At 58.0% G+C, this 24,503-nt stretch carries 25 protein-coding genes; 19 read left to right on the top strand and 6 right to left on the bottom strand.

The genetic code is table 11. The annotated features are described in order from the left end of the window. From BFP99_RS26120 to BFP99_RS26080, 10 genes are all read left to right on the top strand, one after another. On the top strand, window positions 1–4,056 hold a 4,056-nt coding region (locus BFP99_RS26120; protein WP_176719705.1), incomplete at its 5' end, for a hemagglutinin repeat-containing protein. A gap of 2 nt (window positions 4,057–4,058) precedes the next feature. Further along, window positions 4,059–4,433 carry a hypothetical protein gene (locus tag BFP99_RS26115; RefSeq protein ID WP_065926295.1) on the top strand — a complete coding sequence of 125 codons (375 nt, stop codon included), beginning with the start codon at window positions 4,059–4,061 and terminating at the stop codon, window positions 4,431–4,433. Between the two features lie 960 nt (window positions 4,434–5,393). Next, entirely contained in the window at window positions 5,394–6,068 is a 675-nt protein-coding gene (locus tag BFP99_RS26110; RefSeq protein ID WP_065926296.1) for a hypothetical protein, read from the top strand. 734 nt (window positions 6,069–6,802) lie between these two features. After that, the gene (locus tag BFP99_RS32455; RefSeq protein ID WP_074848310.1) at window positions 6,803–7,207 is read left to right on the top strand and encodes a hypothetical protein; all 405 of its coding nucleotides are present in this window, start codon (window positions 6,803–6,805) and stop codon (window positions 7,205–7,207) included. Window positions 7,208–7,458: 251 nt separating this feature from the next. Continuing rightward, on the top strand, window positions 7,459–7,938 hold the full coding sequence (locus tag BFP99_RS26105; RefSeq protein WP_065948566.1) for a hypothetical protein: 480 nt from the start codon (window positions 7,459–7,461) through the stop codon (window positions 7,936–7,938). A gap of 52 nt (window positions 7,939–7,990) precedes the next feature. Next, window positions 7,991–8,452, top strand: a complete 462-nt coding sequence (locus BFP99_RS26100) for an Imm6 family immunity protein (protein WP_065948565.1) — start codon at window positions 7,991–7,993, stop codon at window positions 8,450–8,452. Between the two features lie 22 nt (window positions 8,453–8,474). After that, window positions 8,475–8,924 (top strand): hypothetical protein, encoded by a 450-nt coding sequence (locus BFP99_RS26095; protein ID WP_065948564.1) that lies wholly within the window; start codon window positions 8,475–8,477, stop codon window positions 8,922–8,924. A gap of 39 nt (window positions 8,925–8,963) precedes the next feature. After that, entirely contained in the window at window positions 8,964–9,749 is a 786-nt protein-coding gene (lepB, locus tag BFP99_RS26090; protein WP_065926300.1) for a signal peptidase I, read from the top strand. A gap of 127 nt (window positions 9,750–9,876) precedes the next feature. Continuing rightward, on the top strand, window positions 9,877–10,350 hold the full coding sequence (locus BFP99_RS26085) for an RDD family protein (protein WP_051429414.1): 474 nt from the start codon (window positions 9,877–9,879) through the stop codon (window positions 10,348–10,350). Between the two features lie 7 nt (window positions 10,351–10,357). Beyond that, window positions 10,358–10,792 (top strand): RDD family protein, encoded by a 435-nt coding sequence (locus BFP99_RS26080; RefSeq protein WP_065926302.1) that lies wholly within the window; start codon window positions 10,358–10,360, stop codon window positions 10,790–10,792. A 33-nt stretch (window positions 10,793–10,825) separates the two neighbouring features. On the opposite strand, the gene BFP99_RS26075 is transcribed toward BFP99_RS26080, so the two are convergent. Next, entirely contained in the window at window positions 10,826–11,083 is a 258-nt protein-coding gene (locus tag BFP99_RS26075; protein ID WP_065948568.1) for a hypothetical protein, read from the bottom strand. A 581-nt stretch (window positions 11,084–11,664) separates the two neighbouring features. Between BFP99_RS26075 and BFP99_RS26070 the strand changes: the two genes are divergently transcribed. Further along, entirely contained in the window at window positions 11,665–12,285 is a 621-nt protein-coding gene (locus BFP99_RS26070) for a hypothetical protein (protein ID WP_065948563.1), read from the top strand. Between the two features lie 91 nt (window positions 12,286–12,376). On the opposite strand, the gene BFP99_RS26065 is transcribed toward BFP99_RS26070, so the two are convergent. Next, window positions 12,377–12,964, bottom strand: coding sequence for a hypothetical protein (locus BFP99_RS26065; RefSeq protein WP_065926305.1), 588 nt, complete (start codon window positions 12,962–12,964; stop codon window positions 12,377–12,379). 16 nt (window positions 12,965–12,980) lie between these two features. Beyond that, window positions 12,981–13,592: a hypothetical protein gene (locus tag BFP99_RS26060; protein ID WP_083221256.1), complete on the bottom strand. Its 612-nt coding sequence runs from the start codon at window positions 13,590–13,592 to the stop codon at window positions 12,981–12,983. 173 nt (window positions 13,593–13,765) lie between these two features. Here BFP99_RS26060 and BFP99_RS26055 point away from each other — a divergent pair, with 173 nt between their 5' ends. From BFP99_RS26055 to BFP99_RS26025, 7 genes are all read left to right on the top strand, one after another. Next, window positions 13,766–14,347 (top strand): hypothetical protein, encoded by a 582-nt coding sequence (locus BFP99_RS26055; protein ID WP_065948561.1) that lies wholly within the window; start codon window positions 13,766–13,768, stop codon window positions 14,345–14,347. 96 nt (window positions 14,348–14,443) lie between these two features. Continuing rightward, the gene (locus tag BFP99_RS26050; RefSeq protein ID WP_065948567.1) at window positions 14,444–15,067 is read left to right on the top strand and encodes a CsgG/HfaB family protein; all 624 of its coding nucleotides are present in this window, start codon (window positions 14,444–14,446) and stop codon (window positions 15,065–15,067) included. A 29-nt stretch (window positions 15,068–15,096) separates the two neighbouring features. After that, window positions 15,097–15,459: a DUF4810 domain-containing protein gene (locus BFP99_RS26045; protein ID WP_027608086.1), complete on the top strand. Its 363-nt coding sequence runs from the start codon at window positions 15,097–15,099 to the stop codon at window positions 15,457–15,459. Further along, window positions 15,456–16,106 (top strand): DUF799 domain-containing protein, encoded by a 651-nt coding sequence (locus tag BFP99_RS26040; protein ID WP_065926308.1) that lies wholly within the window; start codon window positions 15,456–15,458, stop codon window positions 16,104–16,106. The genes BFP99_RS26045 and BFP99_RS26040 overlap by 4 nt, the downstream gene beginning before the upstream one ends. Before the next feature lie 121 nt (window positions 16,107–16,227). Further along, window positions 16,228–17,850 (top strand): vWA domain-containing protein, encoded by a 1,623-nt coding sequence (locus BFP99_RS26035; protein ID WP_065948560.1) that lies wholly within the window; start codon window positions 16,228–16,230, stop codon window positions 17,848–17,850. A gap of 47 nt (window positions 17,851–17,897) precedes the next feature. Beyond that, window positions 17,898–18,470 (top strand): RNA polymerase sigma factor, encoded by a 573-nt coding sequence (locus BFP99_RS26030; protein ID WP_065948559.1) that lies wholly within the window; start codon window positions 17,898–17,900, stop codon window positions 18,468–18,470. Continuing rightward, window positions 18,467–19,072, top strand: a complete 606-nt coding sequence (locus BFP99_RS26025; RefSeq protein WP_065948558.1) for a hypothetical protein — start codon at window positions 18,467–18,469, stop codon at window positions 19,070–19,072. Before BFP99_RS26030 ends, BFP99_RS26025 begins: the two co-directional genes overlap by 4 nt. An 80-nt stretch (window positions 19,073–19,152) precedes the next feature. Here the strand turns inward: BFP99_RS26025 and BFP99_RS26020 are convergent, their stop codons facing one another. Then, on the bottom strand, window positions 19,153–19,788 hold the full coding sequence (locus BFP99_RS26020; RefSeq protein ID WP_065926312.1) for a LysE family translocator: 636 nt from the start codon (window positions 19,786–19,788) through the stop codon (window positions 19,153–19,155). 796 nt (window positions 19,789–20,584) lie between these two features. On the opposite strand from BFP99_RS26020, the gene BFP99_RS26015 reads away from it, so the two are divergent. Further along, the gene (locus tag BFP99_RS26015) at window positions 20,585–21,649 is read left to right on the top strand and encodes a 2,3-butanediol dehydrogenase (protein WP_256098227.1); all 1,065 of its coding nucleotides are present in this window, start codon (window positions 20,585–20,587) and stop codon (window positions 21,647–21,649) included. Window positions 21,650–21,757: 108 nt separating this feature from the next. Here BFP99_RS26015 and BFP99_RS26010 read toward each other — a convergent pair whose 3' ends face one another. Next, entirely contained in the window at window positions 21,758–23,560 is a 1,803-nt protein-coding gene (locus BFP99_RS26010) for a B12-binding domain-containing radical SAM protein (protein ID WP_065948556.1), read from the bottom strand. Window positions 23,561–23,585: 25 nt separating this feature from the next. Beyond that, window positions 23,586–24,491, bottom strand: a complete 906-nt coding sequence (locus BFP99_RS26005; protein ID WP_065948555.1) for an aromatic amino acid exporter YddG — start codon at window positions 24,489–24,491, stop codon at window positions 23,586–23,588. Window positions 24,492–24,503: the final 12 nt, after the last annotated feature.

Here is a 24,503-nt window from a genome sequence, read left to right as displayed (position 1 = left end):
TCCAGCGTGATCAAGGCCGGCGGCGACGCCACCCTGAGCGCCGGGCAGAACCTGCAACTGGTCGCCAGCCAGGTCAATGCCGGCAACGAGGCGTACCTGGTATCCGGCAAAAACCTCGAGCTCAAAGCCGCGCAAGACCAGGACTACAGCTTCTACAGCAAGACCAAGAAAACCTCCCAGGGCAAGAAATTCCGCCTGGATGAAACCGACGTCGTGAACAACGTCGGCAGCCTGGTCAGCGCGGGGACGAACAGCACCGTCGTCGCCGGTGCGGACCTGCTGCTGGCCGGCAGCGCCGTCACTGCCGAAAAAGGCGCTACGCAACTGGTGGCCGGCCAGGACGTGAACATCCTCGCCGTCAGCAACGCCGACAGCGCCCGCCACGAACGCAAGGAAAGCAAAAGCAGCTGGGGCGGCCTGAAGTCGAGCAAAGTCCAGGACAAAGTCGACGAAAAACGCACCACCGCCCTGGGCAGCATGGTCTCCGGCGAAACCGTCACCGTCGCCGCCAAACGCGACGCCACGGTCACCGGTTCCAACCTGGTCAGCACCGGCGACCTCGCCGTCCAGGCCGGCCGTGACCTGACCATCGACGCGGCGCAGAACACCTTCGCCCGCACCGACATGCACAAGGAAAAAAATCGCGACCTCACCGGCGTGCTGACCGGCAACAAGCTCGGTCTGGACGACATGACCGGCAACCAGAAGCTGTACATCAACAGCTCGAAGCGCAACGGCACGGCCAATGAAATGACCTTGACCGGCAGCACGATTGGTTCGAGCGCGGGCAATGTGTCGTTGACGGCGGGGCGTGAGTTGAAGGTGGTGGCCAGTGATCTGGTGAGCACCAAGAACATGGAGTTGAGTGGGGCTGATGTCACCGTTACTTCGGGGATGGAGACGGCCAGTCAGACCAGTAAGGACAGTTCCAAGAGCTTGGCGGTTGGGCGCGTGATCGCGGGCTCGGTAGTGGACACCGCCACCAGCATGCGCGACGCCGTCAAAGCGGCCCGTAGCGCTGATGACCCACGACTCAAGGCAGTCAAAATCGCCCAGGCAGCCCTCGCCGCCTACAACCTGAATGGCCAGGCTTCGGACGCCAATGCGCAAAGCTCCGGCTTCAAAAACAAAACCGGCGGCACGCCCGGCAACGGTTCGCTGATCAAGATCGGTACTGAACTGGCCAATAACCGCAGCAAGAACAGCAGCGAATTCAACAGTGTCACCGCCAAGCAGAGCACGCTCAACGCAGGGCAAGACTTGTCGATCGTTGCCACGGGCGCAGCGGCGGGTACTCAGGGTGATATCCAGATCACCGGCAGCAGCTTGAAAGCCGCCAACACCTTGTTGTTAGCCAAAAACGATGTGCTGATGCAAAGCGCACAAAACACCACCGACCGCAAAAACGAAGGGTCGAAAAATAAAACCGCCATTGGCGCCAGCTTCAATATTGGCGAGCAAAACGGCTTCACCCTCGACCTCGGAGCGCAGGGTGCCAAGAACAATGGCAACGGTAACTCCGTCACTCAGGTCAATAGCACCCTCGATACAGGCAGCCTGTTGTTACAAAGCGGTGGCGATACCACCCTCAAAGGCGCCCAGGTTCGTGCGGACCGTATCAAGGCAGATATTGGCGGCAACCTCAATATCATCTCCCTCCAGGACACCGAGTCGTCGCGCAGCAAACAGAGCAGCGCAGGCTTCGGCGCCAGTATCTGCGTCCCTCCGTTCTGCTACGGCTCTACCGTAGCGGGCTCGGCGAACCTTGCCGCCGCGAATATGAACAGCGACTACAAGGGCGTGACCGACCAGAGCGGTTTGTATGCGGGCACGGGCGGCTACGACATCAATGTCGGCAAGACCACCACCCTGCAAGGCGCGGTGATTGCCAGTGAGGCGTCAGCTGATAAGAACCGGCTCAGCACGGATCGGCTGATCGTCAGCGATATCAAGAATGTCAGCGAGATCAAAAGTCAGTCTGCTGGTATTTCGGTGTCTTCCAGCAGTACCAGCGGTGCGTCGATGGGCGGCAGCATCCCGATAGCGCTCAAGGAGAAAGACCATAGCTACACCCGTAGCGCGGTCAGCGAAGGCACGATTGTGGTTCGCAATGCCGAAGGTGCCAATGACCTGGTGGGGTTGAATCGCGACACCGCCAACGCCAATCAGAAACTTGACCGGCCTGATGAAAAGGCCATGCAAGAGCGTATTGACCTGATCCAAAGCTCGGCGCAGTTGGCCAGTGGGGTGATCAGTGCGGTAGGCAGGGCGAAGGCCGATGAGGCCAAGAAGCTTGGGCAGGCGGCGAAGGAACAAGCAGACGCAGGCGCGCCTGGTGCTGCTGATACCGCCCGTGCCGCCGATCTGGCTTATTCGGAAGCCAAGCGTTGGCAGTTCGGCTGCGACAAGAAAATGATGGCCGATATCGCGACGGGACTGATCGCCGCGGGCCTTGGTGGCGCGCCCGTCGGTACGACAGTCGGTATCGTCGCCAATACTGCGTCTAGCGAGATCTTCAAGCGAGTGGGTGATTACGCTGAGGCGCAATCCCTGAACCCGAAATCGGACGCGGCCACCCGAGCCGCATGGGCAGAAGGTGGAGCAGCACGCGTCATGTTGCACGCGTTGGCAGGTGCCGCCATGGGGTTGTCCAGCGGCAGCGTGGAAAGTGGCGCGTTGGGGGCCGGTGCTTCCGCCGCCTTGATGCCCTCGATTGCAAAGGCGCTGGAAAACAGCAAATTATCTAAGGTCAGCCAGGAAAACATCACTGCGTTGGTTGCGACCGGGATCGGCGCTGGAGCAGGCGCCGGGAATGGCACCGGCGGCGCTGTTGTCGGGGCCGGGACCGGTTACGGCGTCGAAGTATTCAATCGACAACTTCACCTGACCCAAGAGGTGCCATTACTCAAGAAGAAAGCAGAAGAGTTAGAGAAAATTTGGCGCAAGCCGAAATCGGATGCCTCGTGGGAAGACTTGCTGCGTATGGCAGCAGGATCAAAGGTCGATGTCGTCGAAAACGCCCGTTTAGATGCGCTTGAAAAGAACTGGGGCAATGACCCGACGCGAGATTGGCTGGATCGTGATTTGGCGATTGCCAGAGGTGCGATTCAAGAATTGGCTGAACAGAAGATTCCATTAACGTGGAAAGACGGCACCGCAATTATTGCCAATGGTTCTGCAGTTTATGCGTTCAACTCCACCAAAGAGCAGTTTGTAGACACGAGCCTTTTTAATGGCTTGGGCGACGGCCTTTATGGCGAATTGAGCTCATTTGACAAATGGGTTCAATACGGTCGGGAGCAGGCAGATGCTCATGCGACAGAAATCATTAACGTCTCGACCAACGAAATGGCTTCAAAAGACGCGATGTCGAGGCTGTTGTTATTAGCTAGGAAATCGGCTGAACCGGTCACGGCGGTGGATGAGGCGGCCCTTTCGCTCACAGGTGTAGGCCTGGGAGCGAGGATTTCGGCGGCGATTGCCGCTGCCTTTGCGAAAAGGAAATTGGCGACGGAGGCGTCAGGTGAGCTTTTCGTCCTAGGGGCAAACGGCACAAAAACGACTGGGACGATTGCAGAGGGGGAACGCCTAGTCTACCTATCTAACTCCACCGCGCCGAGAATCAGGGATAGGCTTTCGGCGGCGGTTAGTGATGTTCGGACAGGGTTACCTCGAGAAGGAAACGTCGCATTTGCTGAAGTGGATGTTGGTGCGCTGTCATCAGAGACTATGGTGATGAAAGCTTATAGTCAGTTTGATAATAGGGTCGAGGAGTTTTTGCCGAAGCCTGGTGGTGATCTGAATTCGTGGATATTAAAACCTCAAGTTTCTACGTCTAAATATGTTGGAACGACTGAGGGGTATCTGCGAGACATGGATACAGAATTTAAAATTTTGGAAACTTTAGCTCAGCGTCTAGGTCCGAACTCACAAACTTCTGGGCGTATAAATTTGATTTCAGAGAAAATGGTTTGCCCAAGTTGTACTAATATTGTCAATCAGTTTCGCGAGCGGTATCCTAACATCCAGTTAAATATATTTACTGTGGAGAAGTAGTTATGGCGATCGATTTGGCTGTGGAAGAAATTTATCCGATAGTATCTAGGCTTTATGAAAAGGCTATATCACAGATTCGTCTTCGGCCAGAACAAGCCTTTGCTTATGTTCAAGATGAAGCGGGCTCTCTTTGCACGTCTGCTGATGTAGGTTTATTTGCAGTGTTGCAAACTGCAATATTTAGCGAGGGTATGAAGTATGGGTTAGAGTTATCTAGAGAAAGTCCTTATGCGGAGGATATGTTAGAGGGTTTGGCTAGGGCTTATGAAAAATGCTGCGCCGATGATTTAGCAGACGTGGGGCTAAAAGGGGAGAAACTGGCAGAAATGATCGATTGTATGGCACAGGTTAGGGAGAAATATCTTCTTCCTAGATAAGTTGGTGCAAAAGAACCTGCGAGCGGCTTGCCGTCTGGTGAAGCAAAGTTAGTCGGTAACGGTACACCAGCGGCTAATGATGCGAATTTACAGCAACATCCACATCAGAGGAAATCGGGGGCAGATCACATTTTTATAAAGTCCCCAAATAAGCGGGGCAAATTTCTCTTGGTGGTGTGGCGCACGTAATGGTTTCGGTTGGCAATGAAAAGAAATGAGTCTTGGTGGATCGCCATCTATCTTCCTTGTGCCTGTGCGTTCGGCCTGTTGTTTATGTGTGTGTTCTTTCAGGTTGCCGGGTATTGATTGAGTGGTGGTGAAGACGTTGCCGGGCTTATAAAAGAGTATATGGCGCTCTATCTAGAAATAGCTGGGGCTGGCTTTATTCTAGGTCTCGTTCTTTGGTTTTTTTAGTGTTCGTTGATCCGCTAAAAATTGGTGTCATACCGCGATTAGTGCACCAATGTATATTGGTGGTCTGACCCCTATTTCTCGAATTCCCGACTCTGATCCTGCTTTACGCGATGCTTTGCAAGCGGCGTTGGATTCAGGAAAAGCCAAGGTTCAAGGTGTAACAGTCAAAGTCGGTGTTCCCGCCCCCAGTAAAACTGGTGTAGCAGAATTTAAGGTGGAAATATGGACCAAGAAGTAATTCAGTGCGAGCGCTCGGGCGTAAACCCGAAATGGCCCTCCTACAAAAGTGTGCTGGGTCGCATAGCCAAGGGGCCACACGTCTCAGATGAATACGAGTTGAATGGCATCCGTGAATATGTTGAGCGCGGCGATGCATTTGCGAAGCCATCAATGCCTGTACCGAATAGTGACAACGTTACGCGTAGTAGCTCCGAATGGATAGCCGTCACACGAGCCCACAAGGTATTGGCGACCGCACCAGATAATCCGCGATGGCTTCTGGAGTTGGCCCATTGGCTGCGCTATTACCAAGTAGGAATTTGGCAGTTGTTCTTCTGGGCGGGTCAGTTCGACATTATTGCCAAAGCGGCAGGCAATGATCGACGCCGCCAAAACTACAGCATCCAAACCGCCACCAATATGATGGCCGCCATGGCGATCCTAGGCTGGAAGGATGCCGTCATCCATCAGGGCTATCTCACCCATGCGGCTCTCAATCGTGGGCATCAATTAGTGATTGAGTACGAAGAGCAACACCGCCGCGCCCAAGCCTTTATGCTGCGTGTGTTTGCCGATTGGGTGGGCGATGTCTCGCATCAATGGCCTGCTTATGCTTACGACGAACCCATCTACGAAGCCTTGTTGGCCAAGTGGCGCACTCCCAGCCCCGACGACCTGATGCCCTGCCTGTTGGCCGCGTGTGACCGCCACACTTGGCAAACCGGCAAAGAGAGCCAGAAGAGTTCCTACGACTTCAATCAGGACTGGCACTTGGAGCGCGTGCCGGTGGAAATTCTCTATATCCTGCGCCTACGCCAGTGGGAAGGTTTAGCCAATCCGCAGAAGATTGATCATCCGCTGCTGGCCGCGCCCTTTGACCAATTGCCGCCCGAGCAACCAGTGCCTGAGTTGGACGAGTTGATGCAAGGTGTGCTCAAGCGCGCAAGGGAAGACTGGCCACAGTACGATGAAGTGCTGTCTTTGCCAGCATTGAAGGGTTGAACAGGTGCAAAAGGACCTCCGAGCGATTTGCCCTCTGGGACAACGAAAGCCGTGGGTGACGGTGCTCCAGCGGCGAATGGCGCGAGCTTCCAGGATGAAAAGCCGGCAGCGGAAGCACCTAAGCCGACGAGACTTACCACGGTTACGGACGAGATGAAGGCCAATCCTTACCATCCGGATTGGCGGCGGTATGCAGGTAGTGAGCCCCGAGCGGTTGGGGCGGATGTTGTTAGCGGCGTTCCACAGGTGGTAGATCCGAAGTCCTTAATTGGAAGGCAGGGCCGAGATGAAATATCCGAGTCACAGGTGAGGCGAATGACAAAGGACATGAATTGTTTCTGCTGGGCTTGATTGCATTGTTGATCCTGAATTCAATCGGGCTTGATAAATGGCCACTTTACTGTCGTTTTGAATAGTAGATGCAAAAGAAGTAGCCGGAACCAGTAAGAATAATTTGCCTGTTCTTTTTGATGGGAAGTTCGCTACTAAGCAGTTGCTTGGTGCGGCTAAGACACCCAGGGAAATAGGGGGCAGACCACGATTAGTGCACCAATGTATATTGGTGGTCTGACCCCTATTTCTCTTGAGGTAAAAAGCGGGTCGGCTAGTAAGACCAGCTATCAAGAATTTACCGATTACTTTGTTAATGAGTTTGGGGCGCAAGGGAAAGGACGGCTAAATGGACAAGTCATCGAAAGCGCTACAACAGTCTATGTGCCATAAAGGTGGGAAATATGAAGCTCGAAGCCGAAAATAGTCCTGTAGTAGTAGGTGTAAATCAAGCGCAGATTATAAAAACGCTAAAAAAATTAAAAAGCTACGGCCCTAGCTCATTCGCATGTATAACTGATGATGAGGGTAACTATGTGCAAGTGGCTGGAGGCAGATTCACTTGTTTTATTGAAAGATATGACGCTAAAAGTAAAAAACTGTTCAGAGGTTATCATTCAAATTCTAGTACAAACTTTGAAGATGGAAGCTTACTGTCGTTTGGTGCGGGCCGTGTACCATTAAAAAAGGATGAGTGGTTTAATATTGATGATGTAATCGAGGTTTTTTCCTTGTTTAATCAGAATCAGTCTCTACCAGCGACTGTCTACTGGCGTGAGATAAATATTTTGAGTCAAAGCGACGGCTGAATAAGTGAAAAAAAGGGGGCAGACCCTGAGGAGTCCCCACAAATCTACTCTAGCCTCTGAGCTTGCCGGTGTACTTCATCGCGCACCAATAGCTCCATATCCGCCAATCTCGAGCGGGACAATCCGGTGGGGATTCCTCAGGGTCAGGCCCCTCTTTCCTCTGAGTGTCGGAGGATACTAAGCGGTATGACAAATCGTCGCATGTATGTTCCCATCGAGATAATTGGAAATCGCAACAGGAGTGTTTGGTGATGACTGAATGGGCACTGTTACGCGAGCTTAAAAAGGGTGATGCGCTTGCTGTGCCCGAAGCAGGACTTTTACTCATCGATGAGGGAGTGTACAAGATGTCGGTCACTCAGTACTGCTTGGCAGATGCGATTAAAGAGGATGGGCAGGATAAGCTGAAAGTATTGTCATTTTACTGGGCGGCCAGTGACGCAGCATTTCAGCGAGCCTATTACAGAGACGTCGAAAGTGATGATGGGGCTGTTTGCCCTCCGCCCTTTGAGTTGATGCCAGAGGAGGCTGGGGCGGCCTATATTGAAATAAAGCGAGCGTTGGAGACTGCCGGTAATATTCGAGAGTATGCCTCTTATCGTGTGATGTCTGATGGCGCTTTTGTTCATAAGAGTTTGGAAGGTCCGTCAGCGGTCTATTATTTTCGCTCATTGGGGTCATTGAATGATGAGGTGCCTTACGCAATTTTGTGGAAGTGTCAGGGAGTTTGATAGAAGTGAGCTTAATTGTTTTCTGTGTTTGAGCTAAAAAGGATCGGGTTCTATGAGTTACTCGGAAAGTCTGTCTGTTTTAGAGGGGCAAATGTGGGTTAAAAGAGCGGCTATTTTTCTTTTGATTCTCGATCAAACTTTAGATAATCTATCGTCAGCTCCCGCTACCTATACTAAATGTAGTGGGGCTATTGAGTTGTGCTGGTCATGGTTAACCGATAGAAGTTTAAGCCCTGAGCAGTTGGCCTACTATTTAGACTCGGATGAAATGCAAAATGGTCCTTTGGGAGAGCATAATTTCATTACGGAAAGCTTAGAGCAAGACAGCTTGATTCTGATACTTCTGGTCATTGGCTTTTTTGCACATCAGGCTTATAAGGTTTCAGGTCGGCAAGAAAGAATGTCCGCCTCAGTCAACGAGGCAGGTGAGCAGGCTGTTGAATACATAGTCGAATATATCTATAAGGTCGGAGCGGGTGGCGTGTTAGACGTTTATCTACCTAAAAAGTGTTAATGTTCAGATGCAAGGAGTGGCGATGAAAGGCGCGTCGGAAGTTGGTGTTCTTATAAGAGAAATAGTGTCCAGTGCGTTGTATGAAGGTGATTATGGAAGCTGCTTAAGTAACCGTGAATTAGTCTTGAGAGGTGTTGAGGTTCTCGACCGCGTAGGTGTGCCGCTCGACTATCTTGAATTCCTTGAACAGTTTGGATTTGGTGAGCTGGATAGCGCACTTTACATCGAGGATGGTCCAACGAAGTATTCAGTTGTCACCGGATGTGATGTAGTTGCTTATCGTAATATGTATGTGTTTGCCAGTACCGGGAGCGGTGTCTTTTATGCATTCGATGCTGCGAATGATTGGTCAATTGTCGAAATTGATCCTGAATTGAGTGATGCGGAAGTCTTATATGAGGATTTTTCCAGCTTCATCCTTAGCCAGTTAACCGCGATTAAAGGTTATGTGGATTGGCGAGCCCAGCAGTAATATGCGCGGCGCCAGCATTTGCATTATTAAGGATGATCAATGAAACCTGCAAAATTCTCCCTCCAGGCCTTCCTGATGGCCTGCCTCATACCCGGCTGGGGCCTGGTGTATGTAGGCCGTACACAGTGGGGTATCCGGGTCGCAGCGTTGTTGCTCGGCGGGGTCGCGCTGATGGGTGCCTTGGGGTTGGTCACTACACCCCTTGGGTTGTATGCATTCTTCGCTTTCGTCATCACGGTCAAACTGACCTCTGCCATCGTGTCCGCCGTGTTGGCCCGTCGCTACAGCGGTCCGCCCAATGTGCCGCGTAAACGCTTCCATGCTCTTTACGTCGGCGTGGTGGTGGTCCTGGTGCTGACGCTGGACGTCTTTCGGGTGCCGTTGTTGGGCTTCAAAAACTATTACATTCCGTCGGGGTCGATGGTCCCGACGTTGTCGATTGGCGACTACATCATGTCGGACCTGCGGGCTGGCGTGCCCAACGTGGGGGATATCGTGGTGTATCGCTGGAATGGCACCGAGGCGGTCAAACGGGTAGCGGGAATCGGTGGTGACACTCTGGCCATCGTCCATGGCGAGGTGATCCGCAACGGTGAGAACCTGGGTTTGTTTCACGCACCGGCTGAGCGCGTCAAAAAGGACTACTCCCTTGAGTTGGCGCCGCTCCAGGTAGCGCCGGGGCATGTGTACCTGTTGGGCGACAACCGGGATGTCAGCAACGACAGCCGCTTCATGGGCCAGGTCGCGCTTGAGGATGTGGTGGGCAAGGTCACCGGCATCTGGTTCTCGAATGAACGAGCGCGTATCGGGACGACGTTTCCATGAGCCTTTCGAGCATCGCTGGCGCAGGTACTCCCGGCCGGCGGGCAGCACAGCAATACCATTGAAAGGCTGGAAGCCGATTTGCGCCCAGTCAAAACACACCAACGCCATGAATCTGGAGTAATACCGCATGGACGCAAACCACACCGCCAAACGCCCGACGATCCTGGCCAGCATCGGCCGGCGCCTGGCCGCGCGCCTTATCGACTGCGCCATCGCAGTCCTGATCTTTTTCATCGTCAAATTCTGCGCCGGTGCATTGTCTGCCTACGTGCCGGCCGTGACGCCCAAGGCTGGTTTTCTCTCGGCGTTTTTTGCAGCCTTCGCCTACTTCCTGCTGGCCGACGCGTTGCCCAACGGCCAGAGCCTGGGCAAGCGTTTGTTGAGCATCGCCGTCGTCGACCGTAAAACTCGCAAAAGCTGCACGGTTTCCCAGGCGTTAACCCGCAATTCCGGAGCGCTGGTGGTGATCGATTGGGTGTGGATATTCATGGAGTCCAGAACGCGCCTGGGCGATATGTTCGCCAAGACCATCGTGGTTCAGACCGGCAACCTGACGAGCGTTCGCAGCCTTGCGGATATTTATGACAACGGTAGGGGATAAATACGTCATGAACGATTCGGTATCGGCCACGCAAACCTGGGACATCGCCAGCCCGTTCAGACGGTTGCTCGGCTATCTGATCGATATGGCCGTGGTGTTTTTCCTGCTGTTTTTGAACCGAAACCTGGACTATGCCTATTTCTATCTGAGCTCTGCAGGAGGCCCGGCATTGTTTGATGGCCTCCACTATGTGCTGCTGTTTTCAGCCTTCGGGTACTACCTGTTTTGCGATGCCTTGCCCAATGGCCAGAGCCTGGGCAAGCGGGTGTGCCGCACGGCCGTGGTGGGTTACCCGTACCCCACGAACTGCACGCTGTTCCAGTCGTTCCTGCGCAATGTTCCGAAGATGGTGTTCAGTGTGCTGGACGGTCTTTTTGTACTGTTCGGCCTGCGTCGTCGCTTGGGCGATATGTTGGCCAAGACGATTGTTATCAATTCCTGAGCAGGGCGGCCTGGACGGGCCGCCCGGTATAACTCAGGACGGGTTGGCGTTCAGCCTGCGACTGATCGCATCCAACAAATCACAGCCGTCGCGCAGCGGAATCGCCAGCAGATGGGCGAAGTCCTGCAGCACCACGGCATCGCTGCTGAGCTGATCGCGGAAGGCCAGGTTTTCCAGGAGTTGGGTGACGGCTTGGATGCGGTGCACGGCGGCGTCGTGGAGGACGTCGAGGGGGGCTTGGGTGTCGATGAGCAGGGCGGGGACGGTGCAGTCGTGGCCGGTCAGGGGCATGTAACGGTTCATAATTGGCACTCTGTTAAGTGGTTGAGACCACCACTCAATCGTCGCCAAACGAATGGGTGGCAGCTGTACGCAGGTTGGCGAACCGGCAACAGAGTAAACCGGCAGACCCGAAGGTCTCCCGCGCACAGCCGCCATAAAAGGCACGGCTTTGCGGGTGCAAAAACACCTGCATGAAAGCGGATTGCTTTTGCACTCTGTTGTCAGGTCGCCAAACCTGATCGCCATTTGGACGACGGCCGGACTATAAGCCCCTCACCCAAAACCGCGCAAGGCGTCAGAGTAATGGCACAATGCCTCATGCAATGCCACCCACTGCCGACACACTGGCGATGCCCAGACGCATCAAAGATCTGAACCGGCCTTCGCCGGCGAAAGGGGCGCGTCGTGCGGTAAGTACACGGGCACGATTGAGAAAGGGTGGGAGCAAATCTGCGCCCGTTCAAACACCGTGAGTTGATGCCAACGGCATGATGCTCAAAGCCCTGTATGCGTGTTAACCGTTTTATCCCGTTACTGCAGAAGCAAACTCGCTCCCCCCCACCCATTATTTGGACCCAAGGAAGCTGTCAATGAAACTGCATCGTCTGTTTATCTCACTCACTGCACTGGCGACCTGCACCAGCAGCTTCGCCGCGGCGCCTGCCCTGCAAAGTTTTCTCGCTTGCGACCAGAACTCCCTGGCGGTGGTAAGCCAGGCAGGGCTCAAGGAGCGTGTTGCCCATAAGCTGGAGAACGGCAAGATCACGCTCAGCGGCGGCACAAAGTCCGATATGGGCCAGCGCTGGATGTTCGACACGCCACTGACGCTTGACGGTATGACCTTGACCGGCTTTTTCGCCGAAGACCAGGACCTGATGGGCTCGCGCATCATCAACTGGGGTTTCTACACCGAACAGGCACCCGACGCGCTTTACGCTCAGCTGAGTAAAGTACCGGGTACGGCGTTGGAGAAAGCCAACGGTATCTACGCGCGTGCGCAGATCTGGTCGCACAAGCAATCAGCCTGGGTGCCGGAAGGCGGCGATGACAACGCGGGCAAGCTGGTCACCGATACGGCCGAACGCATCTTGATGGTCGAGCCCGCACCCGATGACCTGGCCAAGACCAGCAATGGCATGATCACCTGCTCGGTTCAGGGCGCGGTGAGCGCAGCGATGCTCAAGACCACTCGACCTGACCTGATCAAGTGAGCTGAGGCTGGCAGCGATACCGCGGGCATGCTGAATGCCTGCGGTGTTCTCCGGTTTTTCGCGAGCAAGCTCGCTCCTGCAGAGGGCGGGGTTACAGCAACTTGCGCTGCACCGCTTCATCCAGCGTACTGCGCGTCAACGCCTCGACCACTTCCCGCGTGTCTGCCTGGAACGGGATGCCCACGATCAGTACCAAGTGCATCCAGGTGCGCACTGATTCGCTCTTTTTGACGCGGCCCAGCTCCTTGCCATCCTTGTCCTTGAACACTGTCTCCAGGGTGAAGGTGTTTTTCGCTGTGCTCGGGATGATGAAGAACGTCGCGCCGGTGATGATCGCCGAGGCCATGCTGAACTGTTCGTTGTTGTGCAGCGTGGCATCGACGTAGATATCCGAGTCGACCTTGTCAGTGCTCACCCGCGAGAAACGGTTGGACTGGCGAAACGAATCGGCCACGGCCTTTTCCCACAGCACCACCGGTGCGCCGACTGCCGCGTTGCCAGGGCCGCCGTTGACGTGGTTCTGCGCGGTGGTGTGCACGTACGCCGTGGGCTTTTGCGCCGGGGCGTTGGCGGTCGGTGGCCAGGGCTGTACAGCGGGCAATTCGTGCTGCGAGTAAGACACGCAGCCGGTCAGCAGGACGGCGGCGAGTACCAGGCTGTGTTTGATCAATCCTTTCATGCATCACTCCTTGGAATTACGGTTTGGCCAGGTTGGCGGTGGCGGTGTCGAGCAGTTGCCCGACCAGTTTGGTCAGCTGTTGGCCGCCCATCGACGGTGCCCAGTATTGGCCGCTGTAAAGCCCGACGTTGTGTTCGAATTTGATCGAATCCTTGGCCTTGGCCAGTTCCTTGCCGTTGCGGTCGACGATCACCAGGTCGCCGGCCACCTCGAAGCTGTCCACGTAGATCGGGCCGTTGACCCAGATCCAGATGGTCAGCGTCAGCAGCGCACCGGGTACGTACGCCGGGTGTGGCGCGCGATGGCCCTTGAGGGCGGTCATGTTGAATGTGAGCGTCACGTCCTGCTCGCCCAGGCGCACCGGATACTCGGTGACCTGCTTGAAGTAACCCCCAGTGCGCACGTACTGAGTGATCTGGGCCGTCAGGGAGCTGCTGATGGCGGCTTTGTTGGCCTCGTTGACGTCGGCGGCGCTCACCGTCACATCGGCGATTTGCGCACTGCGCGGGCTGCTGACAGCGACCGGGTGGAGCGGGGCGGCGATGGGGCCGGTGACGGTGTAGGAAACGCAGCCGGTCATCGACAGCGCAGCGATCAGGGCCGTAGCCCGAAGCAGAGTGTTAAGCACGCAATGTCCCTATAAGTGAGCAAGCCAAGTTACTGTTTCGACCCGTATCCCCATAACTTGAGGGAATGTGCGCCACCGCACGGCAACCGACGAAACACCTTGAGAACCGCTCTCAACCCCGTAAAATGCCGCGATTGTTTAAAGCACGATACTTTTCAGGGACGAATCCAGACATGCGCATGTTTGCCGTATTCCTCGTCGCCTGCCTGATGGCGGGCTGCGCCTCCAAGCCGGAGTACTACATCTCGCCGGCACCGGTCACCATTCCCAAGAACGCCACGTACTGGCTCGACACGTTTGATGTTGAGGTGGTGGGCAAGAACGAGCGCTTCCTGCCGGATGACAAGGTTCGCCAGCAACTCGGTGTCGATCTGGTCGACCGCCTGCTCAGCGCCAAGCGTTATGCATCCAGCAAGGAAAAGGCCGATTACCTGTTGGATATCAGCATCGTCTACACGCGCCATATCCCCGACTCCAAAGGCGGTCTCTCGACGTTGATCGTTGATGACAACACCATTCTGGCCGCTGTCGATTTCAGCTATCGGGTCAAGGTCAAGAAGGGCGCTGGCGAGATCCTGCATTTTGCCAAGACGCGAAACAACCTTGTGCCTGCCGGCGTGATGGGTGAAGCGCAAAAATGGAAAACCATGGGCGGGATCATCACCAACTCCGGTAACTCGAGCGTCGAGCGTTTTTATACCGGCGTGTTGAGCCGCGACATCGTCGATGATCTGCGCGACATCCCGTCTCGCTAACGTTGCCCACTACCGATTTACCACCCCCAGGAGCACCCCGTGAACACACTGTCCAAAATCCTGCTGTCCGGCCTCACCGCCGCAGCGCTGTTGACCATGGCCGGTTGCGCCACGGAGAGCAACCGCGCCATGCCGGTGGAACAGGTCGCCAGTGCCAACGTCGCCTATTCCGGCGTGCGTGTGCCCATCGCCGTGGGCAAGTTCGACAACCGCTCCAGCTACATGCGCGGCATTTTCTCCGATGGCGTCGACCGCCTCGGTGGCCAGGCCAAGACCATCCTGATTACCCACCTGCAGCAGACCAACCGCTTCAGCGTGCTGGACCGCGACAACATGGGCGAAATCTCCCAGGAAGCCGCGATCAAGGGCACCGCGCAGAAGCTCAAGGGCGCTGACTACGTCGTGACCGGCGACGTGACCGAGTTCGGCCGCAAAGAGACCGGCGACCGCCAGCTGTTCGGCATCCTCGGCCGTGGCAAGACCCAAGTGGCCTACGCCAAGGTCGCACTGAACATCGTCAACATCAGCACCTCCGAAGTGGTGTACTCCACCCAGGGCGCCGGTGAGTACGCGCTGTCCAACCGTGAAGTGGTCGGCTTCGGCGGCACCGCCAGCTACGACTCCACCCTCAATGGCAAGGTCCTCGACCTGGCCATGCGCGAAGCCATCAACCGCCTGGTCGACGGCATCAACGCCGGCGCCTGGAACCCGCGCAACTGATCAGCAACCCCTCAAGGAGCAGTACACGGATGAGCAAGGCAGTGAAGTTGGCGCTGATGCTGACAGCAATCGCGGCGGTCGCCGGGTGCCACACGGCGCCCCAGCCCCTGTATCAATGGGAAAGCTACCAGCCGCAGGTTTACGAGTACTTCAAGGGCGAGCCCAAGGAAGCGCAGGTCGAGGCGCTGGAGCGTGATTTGCAAAAGATCAACGCCAGCGGCCGCAAGGCGCCGCCGGGTTACCACGCGCACCTGGGCATGCTGTACCTGAGCATGGGCAAGGATGACCAGATGGTGCAGGAGTTCCGCACTGAGAAGGCGCTGTTCCCCGAGTCTGCCTCGTACATGGACTTCCTGTTGAAAAACGCCAAGACCGGAGTGGCCACTAAATGAGCCTGTTAAAACTCACCGGTGCCTTGCTGGCCCTGGCCTTGCTCGGCGGTTGCGCAGCCCCCAAGACCATTGACTACACCGCGTACAAACAGGCGCGGCCCAAGTCGATCCTGGTACTGCCGCCGATCAACGAGTCGCCGGAAGTGCAGGCCTCGTACAGCCTGGTCTCGCAAGTGACCTACCCGCTGGCCGAAGCCGGCTACTACGTACTGCCGATTGCCCTGGTGGACGAAACCTTCCGCCAGAACGGCCTGACCACCGCCAACGATATCCAGGGCGTGCCACCGGCCAAGCTGCATGACATCTTCGGCGCGGACGCGGCGCTGTACATCACCGTCAGCGAGTACGGCACCAAGTACATGCTGATCTCCAGCGACACCGCCGTGACGGCCTCGGCCAAACTGGTGGACCTGCGCACCGGCACCACCCTGTGGACCGGTTCGGCGCGGGCGTCCAGTGAAGAAGGCAACAACAACGGCGGCGGACTGGTGGGCATGCTGATCACCGCGGCGGTCAAGCAAGTGATCAACAGCTCCACCGATGCGGCGCACCCGATTGCCGGCATCACCAGTGCACGCCTGCTGTCGCCGGGCCAACGCGCGGGGATCCTGTACGGCCCGCGCAACCCGAAGTACGGCACGGACTGATATCCGGATTCTGAGAACACCACAGACCAACTGTGGTGTTATTCGAACCAGGGTTAACCCGAACATCCCGCACCTTGCGTCTGACCTTGTGAACGGATCATTCATTCACGAGGTTCAGCCCATGTCCCGTCCTCTGCTCTTCCTGCGTCCTGCTGCCCAAGGCTTTGCCGTCACCCTGGTGGTGGCGCTGGCCGGGTGTGGGCTGTCTTCATCCCCTGAGTTGGCCAAACCGGCCGAGCCCGTAGCCGAGCTGCAACGCGCGTCGCCCCAGGGCGCCTTGGTCAAGCGCATGGCAATGCCCGCTCCAATGCGCATGCAGGAATCAGCGGCGATGGACTACCGCAGCGAACCCCGCGAGCAATACGCCAACCTGCCGGACAACCCGGTGCATCGCGTGACCGAAACGCCGGTGTCCACCTTCAGCGTGGATGTCGACACAGGCAGCTACGCCAACGTCAGACGCTTCCTCAACCAAGGCAGCCTGCCGCCCGAAGGCGCTGTGCGATTGGAGGAAATGGTCAACTACTTCCCCTACAACTACGCCTTGCCCACCGACGGCTCACCGTTTGGCGTGACCACCGAAGTCGCCGCCACACCCTGGAACCCGCGCACGAAACTGCTGCGCATCGGCATCAAGGCGTCTGACCGCGCCGTGGCGGACCTGGCGCCGGCCAACCTGGTGTTCCTGGTGGATGTGTCCGGCTCCATGGACCGCCGCGAAGGCTTGCCGCTGGTGCAAAGCACCCTGAAATTGCTGGTGGATCAGTTGCGTGATCAGGACCGGGTTGCGTTGGTGGTCTACGCCGGTGAGTCCCGCGTAGTGCTCAAGCCCACATCGGGGCGCGACAAGGCCAAGATCCGCAATGCCATCGATCAACTCACCGCCGGCGGTTCCACGGCAGGCGCATCCGGCATCGAACTGGCCTACCAGATGGCCCGCGAAGGCTTTATCGACAAGGGCATCAACCGCATCCTGCTGGCCACCGACGGTGACTTCAATGTGGGCGTCAGCGACTTCGACAGCCTCAAGCAAATGGCCGCCCGCCAGCGTAAAAGCGGCGTGTCCCTCACCACCCTCGGCTTCGGTGTGGATAACTACAACGAACACCTGATGGAACAACTGGCCGATGCCGGCGATGGCAATTACGCCTATATCGACAACCTGCGCGAAGCCCGCAAGGTGCTGGTGGACCAGCTCAGTTCAACCCTGGCGGTGGTCGCGCGGGATGTGAAAGTGCAGGTGGAATTCAACCCGGCACAGGTCAGCGAGTATCGACTGCTGGGCTATGAAAATCGCGCGCTCAAGCGTGAGGATTTCAACAACGACAAAGTCGATGCCGGTGAGATCGGCGCAGGGCATACCGTGACCGCGCTGTATGAAATTGTGCCGAAGGGCCAGAGGGGCTGGTTGGAGCCCTTGCGCTACGCCACTGCGCCTGCGGCCGAAGGTAAATCCGATGAACTGGCGATGCTGCGCGTGCGCTACAAGCCCGCCACGGGCGGTGACAGCCGCTTGATCGAACGGCCCATCCGCCACGAAACCACCCAGGCCAGCGACGACCTGCGCTTCTCGGCGGCGGTGGCCGCCTTCGCCCAACAGCTCAAGGGCGATGGCCGCTACACTGGCAGCATGAGTTTGAAGGACACCGCCGCATTGGCCCGCTCGGCCCGGGGCGATGACCCCTTTGGTCTGCGCAACGAGTTCGTGCAACTGGTGGAACTGGCCCAAAGCCTGAAACCCTGATCTTGAACGCAACAGCGTTAACTTTACAAAAGGAGTTCGCCCCCTGCATGGCTGTTCCAGATGATCCATCCAGCGACGAATCGCTGTTGGCCCGTTACCGAACCGGTGACGCCGCTGCGTTCGAAGCCTTGTACGCGCGGCATCGCCAAGGCCTCTACCGCTTCCTCGTGTCCCTGAGCAACAAGGCCGAACTGGCCGAGGAAATCTACCAGGAGACCTGGCTCAGCCTGATCCGCAGCAGCACCCAGCCGCAAGGCCGGGCGAGTTTTCGTACATGGCTGTTCCAGATCGCCCGCAACCGCCTGATCGACCACTGGCGCAAGCACGGCATCCACAACCCGCTGCACGACAGCTACGATGAGCAACTGCACGCCCAGGCCGACGACAGCGCCGGCCCCGAGCAACAGCTGAGCCTGAGCCGCGACCAGGCGCGCCTGGACGCCGCCCTGCAAGCCTTGCCCGAAGACCAGCGCGAAGTCTTCCTGCTACGCCTGCACGGCGACCTCGACGTGCCGCAAATCGCCGCCCTCACCGGCGCCCCGCTGGAAACCGTAAAAAGCCGCCTGCGTTACGCCCAGCAGAAACTGCGCCGCCTGCTGGCCGAGGAGATACTCGCATGACCGACTCTCGACACACTCCCGACACCGACGACGTGCTGATCCAGCATTACCGTCAACACAGCACCGGCGAGCCGCCCGCGTCCCTTGACGCCCTCATCCTCAACGCCGCCCGCCGCGAGGCCCCGGCGCCGCAACCGAGCCTGTGGCAACGCTGGCTGCACGCCTGCCAACGCCCGCGCTGGCAAATGGCATTCGCCACCGTGGCCGGCTTGGCGCTGATGATCGGCGTGGTCACGCGCTCGCCAGTGCCACAACCCGAAATCTCCACGGCGACCTTCTCCGCCATGCACGAAGAAACCGCCCGCCCAGCGCCGCCAGCGTTGTCCGCACCCGCGCCGATGGCGCGCATCACCGCCGCGCCCAAGGCTGAAAGTGCGTCGGTTCAGGCTGAGATTGCAGGTGCGTTGGCAGATGAATCGAGCTCCAGACTCAGCAAACGCGCGCCGTCAGCGTTGCCGTCGCTGGAGCAAGAGTTACAGGCGATCGTGCGCTTGCGGGAAGCGGGTGAAAGCAAAGCCGCGGATGAAAAATTGCTGGCGTTGCACGCGCGCTTCCCCGAGGAAGACCTGCCCGCACGGCTGGAGGCGCTGCGCACGCACTGACTACAAAAAAAGAACAGGCCACCGGTAACCTGTGGCTTGCGGGGCAAGCCCGCTCGCCACAGTGTCCTCAAGCCCCGTCTTCAACGCCGCGCATCAAAAACCATGCGCACCGCCAGGCCAGCCAGCACCGTCCCCATCAGCCAGCGCTGCACCCGTTGCCATACCGGCTTGGCCGCCAGGAAGGTCGCGATGGAACCGGCCATGATGGCGATCACCGCATTCACGCTCACACTGATCATGATCTGGGTAAACCCCAGCACGATGGATTGTGTCAGCACGCTGCCGTGGCCAGTGGGGGAGATGAACTGGGGCAGCAATGACAGATACATCACCGCGACTTTCGGATTCAACAGGTTGGTCACAAAGCCCATCATGAACAGCTTGCGTGGGCCGTCCCTGGGCAAGTCGCGCACATGAAACGCCGAGCGCCCGCCGGGCTTGACCGCTTGCCAGGCCAGGTACAACAGGTAAAGCGCACCGCCGAGCCGGAGTGCGTCATACGCATACGGCACTGCCATCAGCAGCGCGGTAATCCCCAGCGCCGCGCACAGCATATACACGACGAAACCCAGCGCCACGCCGCCGAGTGAAATCAACCCGGCCAGCGGCCCCTGGCAGATCGAGCGCGAAATCAGGTAGATCATGTTCGGGCCGGGCGTCAGCACCATGCCAAGGGAAATCAGACCATACGCCAGCAGGCTCGACAGTTCGGGCATGGGTTAACTCCTGTAGGTTGAGCGCGTCGTTGCGCAGGTTGGATGCGCCTGATGGTAGGGCGGGAGCAGGGCGCGCGTTAGATACAGATCGGCTGACAAAACGTCATACAGGGGGCTTGGGCCGCTTGAGCACCCTTGGTTGGCGCCGGTCCGTCAGTTAAGGGCGAACACCCTACTTGTGGTGAGCGGGCTTGCTGTGGTGAGCGGGCTTGTCGAATCGTCGCACCGCCCGCGCTGGGCTGCGAAGCAGCCCCAATCAGGATCCCTGTGTTCTGTCAGGTAAACCGCAGCGCCTGGTTTTGGGTCTGCTCCGCAGCCCAGCGCGGGCGGTGCGACGATTCGACAAGCCCGCTCACCACAAGTTACGAGTAGTCCTCGATCACGTGGGGCGTGGAGGTGCAATCTCGAATGCGTTATCGGGTGAGCCTGCGCAAGCTTATTGTGGTGAGCGGGCTTGCTGTGGTGAGCGGGCTTGCCCCGCGTTGGGGTGCGAAGCGCCCCTATTGAAGACGACTGAGGTGGATCAGGCACGCCCCTGGCATCAACGCTTGCAGTGAGACGCAACGTCTCGCGGTCTCGTCGCTACCGTGCGCGATCTGGCATGGCGCGTCTCGTTTGACCTCAATGCCGGCCACCCTTGGGTGTTCATTCGGCGGCTCTAGGAGAGGGGCGTCCAGGCGTTTTTGCACAGCTGGCACCGGCCTTGCTCTGGCCACTGGCAACCCACCCGGCGCGCCAGTGCCAACCGTTTCAAGGAGACTTCGCTATGAGCCTTTCGAGCAACTCGCAACGCAGCATGCGTGCCGCTGTCTGGCACGGTCGTAACGACATCCGCGTCGAAGACGTGCCGCTGCCCGTTTCGCCGCCTGCCGGTTGGGTGCAGATCCGCGTGCAATGGTGCGGCATTTGCGGCTCCGATCTGCATGAGTACGTGGCCGGCCCGGTGTTCATTCCGGTCGACGCCCCGCACCCGCTGACCGGGATCAAGGGCCAGTGCATTCTCGGTCATGAGTTTTGTGGCGAGATCGTCGAACTCGGTGCCGGCGTACAGGGCTTCAACGTCGGCGAGCCGGTGGCGGCCGATGCCTGTCAGCATTGCGGCACCTGCTACTACTGCACCCACGGGCTGTACAACATTTGCGAGAACCTGGCCTTTACCGGCTTGATGAACAACGGTGCGTTCGCCGAACTGGTCAACGTGCCCGCCAACCTGTTGTACAAGCTACCGGCGAACTTCCCCGCTGAAGCCGGGGCGCTGATCGAGCCTCTGGCCGTCGGCATGCACGCGGTGAAAAAAGCCGGAAGCCTGCTCGGGCAAAACGTCGTGGTGGTCGGCGCCGGCACCATCGGTCTGTGCACCATCATGTGCGCCAAGGCGGCGGGCGCGGCCCAGGTGATCGCGCTGGAAATGTCCGGCGCGCGCAAGGCCAAGGCCCGGGAAGTGGGGGCGACCCATGTGCTCGATCCGAATGAATGCGACGCCCTGGCCGAGGTCCGCCGCCTGACCGGCGGGCTCGGCGCGGACGTCAGTTTCGAATGCATCGGCAACAAACACACGGCCAAACTCGCCATCGACCTGATCCGCAAGGCCGGCAAGTGCGTACTGGTGGGCATCTTCGAAGAACCCAGTGAATTCAACTTTTTCGAGTTGGTGGCCACTGAGAAACAGGTACTCGGCGCGCTGGCCTATAACGGTGAGTTCGCCGACGTGATCGCGTTTATCGCGGATGGGCGGCTGGACATCTCGCCACTGGTGACGGGGCGCATTCAGTTGGAGCAGATCGTGGGCCAGGGCTTCGAGGAACTGGTTAAAAACAAGGAACACAATGTGAAGATCATTGTGTCGCCTGCTCGGGTCTGAAGCGTGGGCTGTGCCCCCACTCCCTACTCCCCAAGCCAGACTGAGGAGGGAAGTGGGGGCAGGATTGTCGGTATGACGCTAAAAATCCTCGCAGCCAGCGTCCTTCACTCACGCATCCACAGGCCAGGTACCGCGACGCACCATCTCCCGGACACGATCAGCCCCGTTGGCCCGAACCAGCAACTCCATGCGTGCTTTCTCGATGTCCTCGGCACTCCATTGGTCGGTCGCCATCGTGGCTTTTTCATGGGACCAACCGTTGTCGTAGTGACGTACCACATACTGCTGCTGGTATTCCCACATCGACGTCCCGGGAATCGGCGTGACGATAAACGGGTTGGCGTACGCCATGCCGGCACCCATGAGGTTGACCGCGTAATCGATGGTGCGGTCGATCAGCTCCAGGCTCTCTACAAAAGGCTTTTGCCCAGGTCCGCCGGGGGGGTTGACGAACCCCAGCATGAACCCGCCGGTAACCTGAATGCCGTGCTCGGTAAAAATCTCGATGAGCTCGAACGTCGAGTGCTGAATTGCGTTAAGTCGGGATTTGTTGGAATTGACCAGGCTGTCTTCGTTCGCGCTCTCCACCGCGAGGTAGATGTTGTAGCAGCCATTTTCGGCAATCGACCGAATGAACTTCCTTGCCGTGAGCCCGCCTTTTACTGCCTCGATCACATTGCGATATTGCGGGTTCTTGCGCTCCTTCTCATCCATCTGGTCGATGAAGCGTTCGCCCAAATGCAGCAGGATCAGGTTGAAAAGGCTCAACCCGCCTTCTTCGACCCAGGGCAAGTCATGTTTTTTCAGGAGCTTGCCAACCTCCATCGCATACAACGGGTCATGCATCAGGTGATCGTCCTCGATCAGCACTTCAGTGACTCCCTGTTTCACCAGATCGGCCAGGTGCAGGTCAAACCAGTCCAGGCCAAGTGCACGCCAAGGACCGTTGATTTTCGGGATGTAGCAGAAGTTACAGTTCACGTTGCAGCCAATCGTGGAGAATATCTGCGCCCAGGCGCCATGCTTGCGTACGCGCGCTCCTGAGGAGTGATAAGGCTGCAGGTAATGCTTCATGTCCAGAAAGCTGAAGTCCGGCAAGGGCATGACGCCGAGCCGCTCCTCGAGGTCCTGCCGCTTGGGGATGATGCTCAGGTAGCTGGACTTCTGGGTGGGCCGGATCAGTTGCGCCCGGCTGTCGCGGTACGCCACCCCAGGTACGGCATTGATGTCTGTGCCTTCGTGAGTCAAGGCATCGAGCAGCAGGGTAAAGGCGCGGTCAGCTTCATTGATCAGCGCGAAGTCGAAGGCCGAATCCAGCAGTGCGTTCTTCCAGTCACCACTGGAGTGAGCGCCGCCAGTGACCAGCACCAGGTTGGGATCGAGGGTTTTCACCAGCTCGGCCAACGCCCGTGCATTGCCCCATTGCACGGTGTAGTTGCACTGGATCCCGACAATATCGGGCTGCGCGGTTTCGATGATCTCGCGTATCTGCGTATCGGTCAGGCCGTAGCGGATCAGATGCCCTTGGTCGACCTTGACCAGGCTGTGCTCCTGGGACCAGCCGGCAAAGGGCGAATCGACAATCTGCACGTCATAACCGGCCCGCCGGGCCACCGTGGCGATGCGCAACAGGCCGATAGGCGTACCGGCACGCTTCATCACTTCGAACGTATCAATGCCGATGCGGGCAAATGCGCTGTCGTGCGACGTGGGCTCGATCAGGCGTGTGTAGGGCGGCACAAACAGCAGCACACGAGGCGCCTCGCCATGGGCGCGACGGCGGATGCCGGTTCGGCTGTTCTGCAACGATGGCTTTCCCAGATGACTGAGTAAGGGCCGCGTGGGCGCGACTGAAAAACTCGGCCCGTCGCTCTCGATCCTCAGGGTTCCCTGCGAAGCTATCAAGTTCATTTCCCTGTCTCCTTACCCGTCGAGATCAACGCGAGGTCGTGCGTGAGCGTGAAGTGGCGATGACCGCCCCCGTAATGATCAACACCGCGGGAATCATCAAGATCGGCTTGGCATCGCTTTGCCCCACGGCAATCAGCAGCAGTGTGGAGAACAGCGGCGCCAGATAAGACAGGGCGCCCAGCATCGATAGGTTTCCGTGCTTGGTCGCGTGGTCCCAGGCGAAAAAAGCCAGGCCTACCGGGCCCAAACCCAGGGCAATGATCGCCGCCCACTGGCCCGGCTCAGGCCGCACCGTGGTTTCGAACGCCAGGTGGCAGAGCCCCCCGGCCACAGCCACCAGCCCGCAAATACCCCCGACTATGCTGCTCGGAACATGGCTGAACCGCCGGTTGAACACCGAATAAATCGCCCAGACCCAGGCACACGCAAAGGCGGCGGCGTAACCGATAACCGGCATCGACGCACTGTCACTCCGGGCCCGCAGTTGCATGATGAAGGCCGTCCCCGCCAGGCCGAGCAAGGCGCCCAACAGCTGGCGCTTGCGCAGCGACTCGCCGGTGGCAAAGCTCGACAGCAGCACGATCAGCAGCGGCCACAGGTAGGCAATCAGGCTGGCTTCAGCCGCAGGCGCGGCCTTCAGGGCAAAGAAATACAACGCGTGATAGACGAAGATCCCGGTAAACCCCGTCGCCCACACAGACCAGGGCTGGCGCCAACTGCTGAACCCTGCTGCGCCACGCAGCCCCAGCACGCACAGGCTGGCCACGAAGGCGACCGCGAAGCTCAAAGCCAGCAACTGAAAGGCCGGGATCCCGGCGGTCAAGGTGGTCAGAAGCGCCAGGCACGCCCACAAAAACACGGCAATCACCCCGATCAGCGTCGCACTGGCGGTGCCCTTGGCAAGGGTGATGGATGGGTTGGAAGTGCTCATGCAAGCCCCGTC

It is taken from the genome of Pseudomonas sp. 1 R 17 (assembly GCF_900067035.1).
GTDB lineage: Bacteria > Pseudomonadota > Gammaproteobacteria > Pseudomonadales > Pseudomonadaceae > Aquipseudomonas > Aquipseudomonas marginalis.
This window is presented reverse-complemented; position numbering and strand designations above follow the sequence as displayed.